Genomic DNA, 10,904 nt, shown 5'->3' with positions numbered 1-10,904 from the left:
GGCCACCCTCTTTAAATCTTCAATTTGCTCTGCGTTGCCGCAGCGATGATGTCACGCACCTTTTGCGTTGCTTCGTCCAACAAGGACTTATCAGACGAACGCAAAACAATCTGCGTCATATAACGATCAAACCCCATTTGCGGGTAAGAGCCGATTTTGACTGTTGGGTAAGACATTTGCAATGCTGCAAGCGGTTCAGAAAGCGAACTTTCCCCAACCTGTGAGTCGCAAGTGGCACTAAACACTTCTATTCCAGTCTCAAGTGTTGGCGCAATCGCTTCCAACATGCCCTGCATGATTTTTGGCACCCCTGCCATCACATAGACATTATCCATTATAATGCCGGGCGCACCAGAAACTGTATTGGGAATGAGGTCGCCACCTTCAGGGATTCGCGCCATGCGCAAACGCCCTTCATTCATTGGATAGTCGGTAAATCGATCTTGCATCATCTTGATGGCACGATCGTCCACACGCAACTCCACATCAAATGCCGCCGCAATACCATCCGCTGTGATGTCGTCGTGCGTCGGGCCAATACCGCCTGTGGTGAAAACGTAAGTGAATTTTTCGCGCAACGCATTTACAGCTTTCACAATGTCGTCAATTTCGTCGGCAATAACCCGCACTTCGCACAGTTCAATATTCAGGTCAGAACAAAAGTCAGCAACTGTTCCAATGTTTTGATCTTTAGTGCGACCAGAAAGAATTTCGTCACCGATCACCAACATGCCGGCGGTTATGCGCATTTTTGTCTGATTGTTCGTCATCAACTCACCCACTCTTTGCTTGACTGAATGCCCAAGGCCAACAACAATTGCAAGTCTGTTCTGTTCCTGAAGACAATCATCCGGAGTTAAATTTGCGCCTTCCCTCACCGCTTTTGCGCGGCACTTTGATTAAACGCTATAAACGCTTCCTTGCGGATATTGCATTGGAAAACGGCGAATTAATCACAGCTCATTGCGCCAACCCAGGTGCTATGTTGGGCCTCAATATGCCCGGGCTACCGGTTTATGTTTCTAAATCCGACAACCCTAAACGAAAACTGAAATACTCGCTTGAACTGGTCAAGCTTCCCACCGGGTTAGTTGGCATCAACACCAATTATCCAAACAAAATAATCGGTGAAGCGCTGGCAAGCAACGCAATTGAAGAGTTGGCACCATATGAAACATTCAAAGCAGAAGTGAAATATGGCGAGAATTCACGCATCGATTTCCTATTGAACCCAGAATCCGAGCGCATGACCTATTTGGAGGTCAAAAATGTCCACCTTTCTCGGGGTAATGGGTTAGCGGTATTTCCCGATTGCGAAACAGATCGTGGCGTTAAACATTTGAAAGAACTCGCAAACATGGTGGCAGCTGGCCACCGTGCGATAAACCTTTATCTGGTGCAACGCGTTGATTGCGACCGCTTTTCGTTTGCCCAAGACCTAGCGCCCAAATATGCAGCGGCGGCTTATGAAGCACATCGGGCAGGGGTTGAATTTTTGTGCTATGATTGCGACATCAATATTGAAGAAATTTGCGTTGCCTCTAGGCTTCCAATTTTGATGCCTTCACGCTAGTTTGCGCTCAACGTGAATTGAGAAGAATTATGGTCACATATAGTACGGCAAACCCAAATCAAAAACGCACCCCCGGCATTATCCCGCTGCATGGAAAAGAGGGCTTTGAAGGCATGCGCAAAGCAGGTGCCCTCGCCGCACAGGCGCTCGACATTATGTACGAGCACGCGCAACCCGGTGTAACCACTGCGCATCTGGACCGCATTGCCTATGAATTTGCCAAGGACAATAATGCGGTGCCCGCAACGCTGAATTATCGCGGTTACCGCCACTCGGTTTGTACCAGCATCAACCATGTGGTGTGCCACGGCATTCCCAATGAAAAGCAGTTGAAAAACGGCGACATCGTCAATATCGATATCACGCTGGTGGTTGACGGTTGGCACGGCGACACCAGCCGCATGTACCCCATCGGCGAGATTTCGCGCAAAGCTGAGCGGTTGATTGAGGTGACTTATGAAAGCCTCGCCCGCGCCTTGGCGGTGGCAAAACCGGGCAACACAACGGGCGACATTGGCGCCGCCATACAATCCTATGCGGAAGGCGAACGTACATCCGTCGTGCGCGATTTTGTCGGGCATGGCCTGGGTCGCCTATTCCATGACGAACCAAATATTATGCATTTTGGCACACCCGGATCTGGCCCCGAACTCAAACCTGGTATGATCTTTACCATCGAACCAATGATCAATCTGGGCCGCCAGCACGTCAAAGTGTTGGCAGATGGCTGGACCGCTGTCACCCGTGACCGCACATTATCTGCGCAATGCGAGCATTCAATCGGCATCACAGAAACAGGTTGCGAAATATTCACGCAAAGCCCAAATGGCCTGTTTAATCCGCTAGAGGCAAGTCGGTAATGAACGACGAGCCAAAGAGCTCCGACAAGTCAAAAATGTCGGGTATGTCTGAGGCGCCACAGCCCCATTATCACGGCCATCGTGACCGTTTACGCGCCCGATTTCAAGCGTCAGGCGCTGAGGGCATGCAGGATTATGAACTGCTCGAATTATTGTTATTTCGGCTGTTGCCGCGTCGCGACACCAAACCAATCGCAAAGGCTTTGATTAAGCGGTTTGGCAGCTTCTCTGAAGTCTTGTCTGCCCCACCAGCATTGCTGCAAGAGGTGGACGGACTTGGCCCAACCGTTGTCACAGATCTCAAGGTTATTCTGGCCGCGAGCCAACGATTTTCAAGATCAAAAGTGCCAGACCGCCCCATTCTCGGGTCATGGTCTGAATTGCTCGATTATTGTCACACGCAAATGGCGTACGAAAACAAGGAACAATTTCGCATCCTGTTTCTCGACAAAAAGAACAAACTGATCGCAGACGAAGTCCAGCAAATAGGCACTGTGGACCACACACCAGTATATCCACGAGAAGTCATCAAACGGTCATTAGAATTATCCGCTACTGCGCTGATTTTGCTGCACAATCACCCATCAGGCGACCCAACGCCTTCAAATGCAGACATTCAAATGACACGGGCGATAGATGAAATTGCAAAGCCTTTGGGCATAACCGTTCACGACCACATCATCATCGCCAAAGACGGTCATGCGTCCATGCGCGGCTTAAAACTTTTCTAACCGAATTAGGTGCGCAAAATTGGTGGCAATATGCCGCGGATAGCTTTGTAAAACCCGAACAGGGCGCTATTCCCCTTGACCAGCATTTTTAGGCGCTCAAGAAACGCCTGTGCCGCGAAGAATGCCCAACCAGTGATCGTTCTGGGGATGAAACGATTGATCACTGGAACCAATTCGTTGCACCAGCGGCGCTTTTCATAAGATTCTCCAACCCCGATATCAACCATTGTGAAACGATCCAAATCCAGGCTGTTGCGAAGAATTTCCAAAACACACTGATTTCCAGGTGAACCAGCCAATATATCATCGTCGTCACTCATCGACGAAATCAGCATAAACAAGTTTTTCTGATGCCCAATGCAATATCGCACCGAAATAATCTGATCATTTAGGCGCAGCGCGAACAAAATTGGTTTGATAGACTTTGATTTGCCAATCACGTCAAAGTAAACTTCGCGCACCTGCTGCGACGCAAATGGATTGTCAATTCCAAGCTGCTCAAAGCGGTGCTGCTTTTGCTCAAACATCAAATCAAGCACATGTTTTGCTTCATCCGGCTCTGTGACCTCGATGAGTTCAACTTCGCCTTGGGCCTCAAGCTTTTGCCTATGTTGCTTGTCGCGCCTGCGGCGCTTTCTATCTCGACGGGATTTGTCGCACTCTTCCCAACTGTCGAATCGAGTTCTGTAAATGTAATCACAAACAGATTTTTGACCCACGCCTTCAAAAGCTTCAAATTCGGCTGCTTCACCTGTGAGCAAACCCGGCAAATATAGCGCGTCAGAAACAGGAAGGGCCTTCACAAGGCTTTGCCAAAACGCATACCGCTGTTCTGCCGTCAGTTGGCGAAATAATTCGGCATTAATCAGCGGCCCATTGCAAGCAACGTGAGAACCCACAAACCACGTTAATATCGTGGCACCCAGTTTCTTGCGCACAGTAAGCGGCAGCAACATTAATGGTTGTTTGCCCAAATATGCGGTTACGTAAAATTGCTTTTGCGTCGGCACATGAGTTGTTTCGATCCACGACCGAACAAAATCAAATGACTGACCGGGGGATTGAAGACCAAATTCCTCAAGCGCACGCCACTGGGGCTCTACATCGAATATGCTGGTGCTGACCGAGAAAATGGGTTTCCACTCAGCGTGTGCATTTTCGGCGAAATTTGCCGCACGTACATCCATGTGTTTGTCAGATCGCATTCGCGCTTTACCCCAAATATTTACGGAGTATTCTCACTCAAAAGATATTAAAACCTATGCAAAGGATATCAAACGTTGGCGCTTAGTCGGCAATCAATTGACTTTAGGGTTAATACTACCCAAAACTTTGCAGCGCGGGGAACGTATCAAGCAGCCAAAAGCTAATCCGAGTGAAATCACCCGTAAGAAACAATATGCCCGTGACCACCAAAAATCCGCCCATGACTTTTTCAACCGTGCCAAGGTTTTTCTTGAACTTTGAGAAGAATTTCATGAAGGGTCGCACCGCCAGCGCAGCTGCAAAAAACGGCACACCCAAACCCAAAGAGTAAACAGCTAACAATCCTGCCCCCTCTATAGCGGTGTCAGAACTAGCTGAAATGGTCAGCACCGCCGCAAGAACAGGACCAATACATGGCGTCCACCCTACCGCAAAGGCTAGCCCGAGTAAGTAGCCACCTAGAGGTCCTGTCGCGACAGAAGGCCCCCGAAATTTGAATTGCCGAGTTAAAAAGCCAATCTTTAATAGCCCCAAGAAATGCAGGCCCATTACAATAATACCGATGCCTGCCACCATAGTGAGCCAAGACAGTGATGAGCGCAGCATTTCGCCAAAATAGGTCGCGGTCGCGCCCATTCCGATAAAAATTGTCGAAAATCCAAGAATGAAGAAAAGAGATGTAATGACTGTGCGCCACCAGGCAGCACTGCCCGTGCCGCCTTCACGGCGAAGCTCTTCGAACGTCGTTCCCCCCATATAGCTAAGATATGGCGGCACCAATGGCAAAACGCAGGGCGAGAGGAAACTCAATATACCGGCAAAAAAAACAACAGGGATGCTAAAAGATATCATATCAACTCCATTCGTCCCTCTAATGCCCCATTGTCAGCAAAGGGGCAAGAGCATCACTGTCGCACTCAAGCGAATGTGATTCTTGTTGAGAATCGCCCAAAAACTAAGAAATCAGGCTCTTTCGCCCTTCGACCAATTGGCAGCACCAAAAACATGTGCTAACCCGCGCCTCATAACCTCCTTAGATATATTGGACAGCGTGATGACCGACTTGCCCATCAAGATCGCCCCTTCCATTCTTTCCGCCGACTTTGCCCGCCTTGGTGAAGAGGTAAAAGCCATCGACGATGCCGGATGCGAATGGGTTCATGTGGATGTGATGGATGGTCACTTTGTACCCAATATCACCATCGGCCCCATGATTGTTGAAGCGATCCGCCCGATCACAAAAAAGATCCTCGATGTGCATCTAATGATTTCCCCGGCCGACGCCTATCTTGAAGCATTCGCCAAAGCGGGCTCGGACATCATCACCGTACATGCAGAAGCGGGTCCACATCTTGACCGTTCCCTGCAAGCCATCCGCAATCTGGGTAAAAAAGCTGGCGTTTCATTGAACCCAAGCACCCCAATTTCGGTCATCGAAAATGTCATCGACCGGCTTGATCTAATTCTGATCATGAGCGTAAACCCGGGCTTTGGAGGCCAGGCGTTTATCCCGCAAGCGCTGGAAAAAATCCGACAAGCAAAAGCGCTGATCGGCAATCGTCAAATTGACATTGAGGTTGATGGCGGTGTTACCGAGCACAATGCTGGCGAAATTGCCGCGGCGGGTGCTACCGCTTTGGTCGCAGGTTCTGCCGTTTACAAAGGCAACGACCCAACAACCTATGGTCCACGTATGAATGCAATTCGCAACGCCGCCCTCGCCGGTCGCAACTAACCCAATTCCTGAATCAAAGATTTCAGAAAGACAGCCAAACCCATGATCCCACGTTATTCTCGCAAGCAAATGACCGATATCTGGTCTCCTGAATCAAAGTTCAAAATCTGGTTTGATATCGAAGCGCACGCGGCCACAGCGCAAGTTAAAATGGGTGTCGTGCCACAAGAAGCGGCAGACGTTATTTGGGCAAAAGGCAAAGACGCTCAGTTTAATGTTGATCGCATCGACGAAATCGAGCGCGAAGTGAAGCACGATGTCATCGCGTTTTTGACACACCTTGCAGAAATCGTCGGACCAGAAGCCCGTTTCGTCCACCAAGGCATGACTTCATCAGACGTATTGGACACCTGTTTCAATGTGCAACTGGTCAAAGCAACTGACTTGCTTTTAGACGATATGGATAAGTTGCTCACCGCACTTAAAAAGCGCGCGTTTGAGCACAAGATGACCATCACTATTGGCCGCAGCCACGGCATACATGCCGAACCAACAACGTTCGGCATTAAGCTGGCGCAAGCTTATGCTGAGTTCGATCGTTGCAAAAAACGCCTGATCAATGCCCGCGAAGAAATCGCCACTTGCGCGATCTCCGGCGCTATTGGCACATTCGCCAATATTGATCCAAGCGTTGAAGTTTATGTGGCTGAGCAAATGGGGCTTTCTCCAGAATCGGTTTCAACTCAAGTGATTCCACGTGACCGCCACGCTATGTATTTTGCAACTTTGGGCGTTATCGCTTCTTCCATCGAGCGCCTCGCCATTGAAGTGCGTCACCTACAGCGCACTGAGGTTTTGGAGGCTGAAGAGTTTTTCTCTAAGGGCCAAAAAGGCTCGTCCGCAATGCCGCATAAGCGCAATCCAATCCTAACAGAGAACCTCACTGGTTTGGCGCGGATCGTGCGCATGGCAGTAACACCAGCGATGGAAAACGTAGCGCTTTGGCACGAGCGCGACATTTCTCACTCTTCTGTTGAGCGCATGATTGGCCCAGACGCCACGGTAACGTTGGATTTTGCTTTGGTGCGCTTAACCAACGTCATCGAAAACCTGTTAGTTTACCCAGAGACTATGAAAGCCAACATGGACAAACTTGGTGGCCTCCACAACTCGCAACGCGTGTTGTTGGCTCTGACCCAAGCAGGCATGTCCCGCGAAGACAGCTATAGCGCCGTGCAACGCAACGCCATGAAAGTATGGCGTGGCGAGGGTGATTTCGCCGGGTTCTTGAAAGCAGATGACGATGTTTCTGCATCGCTTACGGACGCACAAATCGATGATATGTTTGATGATGCCTATCACATGAAGCATGTTGATACGATCTTCACACGGGTATTTGGTGAAGCATAACTTCGACTTGACCAAATTAGAATTGATTGAAAAGGTGGGCCGCAACGCCCACCTTCTTCTTTAGGCCATCACAAATGACTATTCGCGACATTCTGCTCGCCATACTTGTTGTTGCCATTTGGGGCTTCAATTTCGTCGTCATCAAAGTTGGCGTTGCCGAAGTTCCACCGCTTTTATTGACTGGCTTGAGATTTTTATTCGCGGCATTCCCATTGGTCTTTTTCATGAAAAAGCCAGCCACAGGATGGGGTTACATCATCGCCTACGGTATGAGTTTAGGGGCCATACAATTCGGGCTTTTGTTCTTCTCAATAAAGCTCGGCATGAGCGCTTCCTTGTCATCCGTCATCATGCAACTACAAGCATTTTTCACCATCGGCTTCGCCTTTGTTCTCTTAAAAGAGGTGCCAAAGCTCTGGCAAATTGTGGGCGCGCTTGTCGCATTTTCTGGCATTGCAATTATGGGCAGCGAACAAGCCGCAGAGGCAAAGCTGTTCCCCTTTATGCTGTTGATCATCGCAGCAATGTTTTGGGGCGTAGCCAATATCATTTCAAAAAAAGTCGGTCAGATTGATATGTTCAGTTTTGTAATTTGGACAAGCTTGATCCCGCCATTGCCGCTATTTGCTCTTTCATGGGCTTCTGAAGATCATGGCTTGATCATCAATACCTTTACCAACCCAACCTGGATTGGAACCGGGTCGATATTTTTTCTCGCTTACCCTGCAACAGTCATAGGCTTTGCGATTTGGAACCAATTGTTGAAAAAATATACCGCCGGCATGGTGGCGCCATTCTCCTTGTTGGTTCCTATTTTCGGGATATTATCGGGTGTTCTTATATTAGGTGAAAGCATGGGCCTATTGGCGATAATTGGCGGCGCTGTAATCTTTTTTGGCCTCCTGCTCAATGTTTTCGGGGCGCGGCTCTTCGCTTTTCTTAAGCTGCAATTTTTGCAAAAGCCCCTATAATTTCCTGCCAACCACCTGTGGCACCAAGAGCCTCGCGCATTTTTGGTGCGTTAGAACCAAACCTCTCCAACTTCGAATGGGTCAACCGTACCCTCGTGCCGCTTTCATGTGGCGCAAACTCTACCACCACTTCTGTATAAACATCGGGATCAAACTCCCAATCAGCATTTAGGTGCCACGCGAACAAAATCTTCTCGCCTGGTACAAATTCAAGAACCTTTCCCCAGTCACATTCCTTGCCCCCACACACTTCGTACCAACGCCCACCTTCATGCATGTCAACAATCAGGTCTGAGCGCTCCCCCTCACCTATTGAGTGATTCTGTGGCCAGAATTGATGCATGTGTCCCGTGAAAAATGCAAAAGCATCCTTTGGGTTCTTTTTTGTCGTTACTTCCACAATTACAGGCTCAATCATTTTGCTTCTCCTCATCTTTATCTGCCGCTTGTGCAAAATTGTGCATCGCGTCGGTCCAATATTGGTCGAGCCAGTCCCGCAAGTCTTTCAACGCCTTTGGATTTGCCGAATAAATGCGCTGGCGACCCACCTTGTGCGCTTGCACCAGCCCCGCCTCATCCAATAGCTTTAAATGCTGCGAAACGGCTGGGCGAGTGACCGGCAGCACATCCGCAATTTCTTGCACACCTCTGTGCCGATCAGACACAATTTCAAAAATTGCACGCCGGGTCGGATCGCCAAGTGCGGCCCACATTTTATCGTTCGCGTTATATACTGTCTCGTAAGTCATTACTAACCGTTAGTATATACTTACGAATGAGTCAAGACGTTTTTGGCTTGCATCGCAGCGATGAATTGTGCACCAAGACTTTATGAAAATAGCTGAAGCAGACATCCTTATCATCCCTGGTTACCAAGGCTCTCCCGTAGGGCACTGGCAATATGGCTGGGCACAAAAAATGACCACCGCGCGAATCGTGGAACAAGAAGACTGGGTAAATCCAAACCTTGAAAAATGGGTTGGCAATGTCTTGCGCGAAATCATGATGGCCACCCGCCCGGTCGTGCTTATCGGTCATTCGCTTGGCGTGATTACCATTGCACATGTCGCAGCCCAGTTGACAGACAGCAAGGTTGTGGGCGCACTGTTGGTCGCAGCACCCGACCTTGATCGCAAAAAGGGCATACCCAAACAAATTATGGGGTTCGCCCCAACGCCGCGCGATCCGCTGCCATTTCCATCGATCTTGCTTGCGTCTTCAAACGACCCATTTTGCAGCATTGAAGCATCTGCTGAATTGGGCTTGGCTTGGGGCTCTGCATTCAACAATGCGGGCGAGCTGGGTCATGTTAATCCAGACGCTGGATTTGGTGCATGGCCCGAAGGTCTGATGGCCTTCGCCAATCTGATGAAGAACCTTTAGGGTCTGAACCCTAGTTCGTTTTCGCTGGCCATTCTGTATGGTGACCGTCGATCACATAATTATGGCTGTGCGTAACCGCAATATGCTTGTGCGGATGCCGGTGTGGCTCTGGCCCTTCTGACCCCTCATGAACGTGCTGATGATGCGGGCCATGATAATGCATATGATCGTGATAAAGTTCGTCATGCTGATGTTCAATTTCAGCGGGATCATCATTTTGCCAAAGCTGCTGCGACACAAACATTGCGACAAGCGATGCCAATGCGAACACCAAAAACGCCGTCTGAAAACCAAAGGCAATCGCCATCCAGCCTGCCAGTGGATAGCTAATCAACCACGCCGCATGGCTGAGTGTGAACTGCGCGGCAAATAATTTCGGTAAATCCGTGTCACTCGCGGAACGCCTTAACACGCGCCCGGCAGGTGTTTGCACCAACGAATAACCAATGCCCAACAAAAACCAGATGACTAATAACAGCTGAAACTGACCAACATATCCCGCCAAGGCCAATGTGACCCCTAACAGCCAACCACCACGCCGCATTACAGCCTGATCGCCCAAACGTTTGACCAGACGCGGCACCATCAAAGCAGCAACTAGCGAACCAAGCCCAAAAGCACTCATCGCAATGGCGACCATACTTTCCCCGCCGCCAAATTGGCCACGCACCAAAACGACGGTATTTACAATCACCATAGCCCCGGCAGCTGAGACCACAAAAAACATCGCCAGCATACCCATCAAACGCGGTGTTTTGCGGTAGATTTGGAAGCCCTGCGCAATCTTGTCTTTTGCACTTAGTGCTTTGTCTTGCATATCTACAACACTTGGCAAATTTGCAGACAGAACCAAACCAGACGAAATGACGAACGCCAAGGCGTTGGCGACAAAAAACACATCAAAGCTCAGCACCAACAGCAGAGCCGCCGCAATGGTCGGGCTTAACAGATTTTCTAAGTCATAAGCCAATCGCGCCATACTAAGCGCTTTGGTGTAGTCCTCTTCGTCGGCAAACAATTGTGGAATGATCGATTGAAATGTTGGGGTAAAACCAGCCGAACACGCGTTCAAAACAAATATCAGCGCATAAATTT

General features: G+C 49.3%; 13 protein-coding genes. 7 read left to right on the top strand and 6 right to left on the bottom strand.

Going from position 1 to position 10,904, the window contains the following annotated elements:
• Positions 1-11 precede the first annotated feature (11 nt).
• Positions 12-770 (bottom strand): competence/damage-inducible protein A, encoded by a 759-nt coding sequence (locus ACJAZW_RS10020; RefSeq protein WP_415157630.1) that lies wholly within the window; start codon positions 768-770, stop codon positions 12-14.
• A gap of 92 nt (positions 771-862) precedes the next feature.
• Between ACJAZW_RS10020 and sfsA the strand changes: the two genes are divergently transcribed.
• Genes sfsA through radC form a run of 3 tightly spaced genes read left to right on the top strand, consistent with a single transcriptional unit; the run spans position 863 to position 3,164 of the window.
• Positions 863-1,573 (top strand): DNA/RNA nuclease SfsA, encoded by a 711-nt coding sequence (sfsA, locus tag ACJAZW_RS10015; RefSeq protein ID WP_415157628.1) that lies wholly within the window; start codon positions 863-865, stop codon positions 1,571-1,573.
• Positions 1,574-1,602: 29 nt separating this feature from the next.
• Entirely contained in the window at positions 1,603-2,433 is an 831-nt protein-coding gene (gene map, locus ACJAZW_RS10010) for a type I methionyl aminopeptidase (RefSeq protein ID WP_415157626.1), read from the top strand.
• Positions 2,433-3,164, top strand: coding sequence for a RadC family protein (gene radC, locus ACJAZW_RS10005; protein WP_415157624.1), 732 nt, complete (start codon positions 2,433-2,435; stop codon positions 3,162-3,164). Before map ends, radC begins: the two co-directional genes overlap by 1 nt.
• A 5-nt stretch (positions 3,165-3,169) precedes the next feature.
• Here the strand turns inward: radC and ACJAZW_RS10000 are convergent, their stop codons facing one another.
• Both ACJAZW_RS10000 and ACJAZW_RS09995 read right to left on the bottom strand, forming a co-directional pair.
• Entirely contained in the window at positions 3,170-4,369 is a 1,200-nt protein-coding gene (locus ACJAZW_RS10000; protein ID WP_415157622.1) for a GNAT family N-acetyltransferase, read from the bottom strand.
• Between the two features lie 115 nt (positions 4,370-4,484).
• A complete protein-coding gene (locus ACJAZW_RS09995) occupies positions 4,485-5,222 on the bottom strand; it encodes a cytochrome c biogenesis CcdA family protein (protein ID WP_415157620.1) in 738 nt (245 codons plus the stop codon).
• A gap of 202 nt (positions 5,223-5,424) precedes the next feature.
• Between ACJAZW_RS09995 and rpe the strand changes: the two genes are divergently transcribed.
• From rpe to ACJAZW_RS09980, 3 genes are all read left to right on the top strand, one after another.
• Complete coding sequence (gene rpe / locus ACJAZW_RS09990; protein WP_415157618.1) at positions 5,425-6,105, top strand: ribulose-phosphate 3-epimerase; 681 nt, start codon at positions 5,425-5,427, stop codon at positions 6,103-6,105.
• 42 nt (positions 6,106-6,147) lie between these two features.
• A complete protein-coding gene (purB, locus tag ACJAZW_RS09985; RefSeq protein WP_415157616.1) occupies positions 6,148-7,455 on the top strand; it encodes an adenylosuccinate lyase in 1,308 nt (435 codons plus the stop codon).
• Positions 7,456-7,529: 74 nt separating this feature from the next.
• Positions 7,530-8,426, top strand: a complete 897-nt coding sequence (locus ACJAZW_RS09980) for an EamA family transporter (protein WP_415157614.1) — start codon at positions 7,530-7,532, stop codon at positions 8,424-8,426.
• Here the strand turns inward: ACJAZW_RS09980 and ACJAZW_RS09975 are convergent.
• Both ACJAZW_RS09975 and ACJAZW_RS09970 read right to left on the bottom strand, forming a co-directional pair.
• Positions 8,395-8,844, bottom strand: coding sequence for an SRPBCC family protein (locus ACJAZW_RS09975; RefSeq protein ID WP_415157612.1), 450 nt, complete (start codon positions 8,842-8,844; stop codon positions 8,395-8,397). The genes ACJAZW_RS09980 and ACJAZW_RS09975 overlap by 32 nt on opposite strands.
• Positions 8,837-9,175 (bottom strand): ArsR/SmtB family transcription factor, encoded by a 339-nt coding sequence (locus ACJAZW_RS09970; RefSeq protein ID WP_415157610.1) that lies wholly within the window; start codon positions 9,173-9,175, stop codon positions 8,837-8,839. The genes ACJAZW_RS09975 and ACJAZW_RS09970 overlap by 8 nt, the downstream gene beginning before the upstream one ends.
• Positions 9,176-9,257: 82 nt before the next feature.
• On the opposite strand from ACJAZW_RS09970, the gene ACJAZW_RS09965 reads away from it, so the two are divergent.
• Complete coding sequence (locus ACJAZW_RS09965) at positions 9,258-9,809, top strand: RBBP9/YdeN family alpha/beta hydrolase (RefSeq protein WP_415157608.1); 552 nt, start codon at positions 9,258-9,260, stop codon at positions 9,807-9,809.
• A 10-nt stretch (positions 9,810-9,819) separates the two neighbouring features.
• Here the strand turns inward: ACJAZW_RS09965 and ACJAZW_RS09960 are convergent.
• Positions 9,820-10,904 (bottom strand): MFS transporter (locus ACJAZW_RS09960; protein ID WP_415157606.1); only part of this gene is annotated, 1,085 nt, incomplete at its 5' end.

This window comes from Maritalea sp. (genome assembly GCF_047634455.1).
Taxonomy (GTDB): domain Bacteria; phylum Pseudomonadota; class Alphaproteobacteria; order Rhizobiales; family Devosiaceae; genus Maritalea.
The sequence above is the reverse complement of the archived record's forward strand: the minus strand, read 5'-3'. Positions and strand labels throughout refer to the sequence as shown.

Excerpts from the sequence above, each read along its gene's own strand:
- ACJAZW_RS09975 (WP_415157612.1), bottom strand. The coding sequence starts at position 8,844 with ATGATTGAGCCTGTAATTGTGGAAGTAACGACAAAAAAGAACCCAAAG.
- rpe (WP_415157618.1), top strand. The coding sequence starts at position 5,425 with ATGACCGACTTGCCCATCAAGATCGCCCCTTCCATTCTTTCCGCCGAC.
- ACJAZW_RS09965 (WP_415157608.1), top strand. The coding sequence starts at position 9,258 with ATGAAAATAGCTGAAGCAGACATCCTTATCATCCCTGGTTACCAAGGC.
- purB (WP_415157616.1), top strand. The coding sequence starts at position 6,148 with ATGATCCCACGTTATTCTCGCAAGCAAATGACCGATATCTGGTCTCCT.
- ACJAZW_RS09995 (WP_415157620.1), bottom strand. The coding sequence starts at position 5,222 with ATGATATCTTTTAGCATCCCTGTTGTTTTTTTTGCCGGTATATTGAGT.
- ACJAZW_RS10000 (WP_415157622.1), bottom strand. The coding sequence starts at position 4,369 with ATGCGATCTGACAAACACATGGATGTACGTGCGGCAAATTTCGCCGAA.
- ACJAZW_RS10020 (WP_415157630.1), bottom strand. The coding sequence starts at position 770 with ATGACGAACAATCAGACAAAAATGCGCATAACCGCCGGCATGTTGGTG.
- radC (WP_415157624.1), top strand. The coding sequence starts at position 2,433 with ATGAACGACGAGCCAAAGAGCTCCGACAAGTCAAAAATGTCGGGTATG.
- ACJAZW_RS09970 (WP_415157610.1), bottom strand. The coding sequence starts at position 9,175 with ATGACTTACGAGACAGTATATAACGCGAACGATAAAATGTGGGCCGCA.
- ACJAZW_RS09980 (WP_415157614.1), top strand. The coding sequence starts at position 7,530 with ATGACTATTCGCGACATTCTGCTCGCCATACTTGTTGTTGCCATTTGG.
- map (WP_415157626.1), top strand. The coding sequence starts at position 1,603 with ATGGTCACATATAGTACGGCAAACCCAAATCAAAAACGCACCCCCGGC.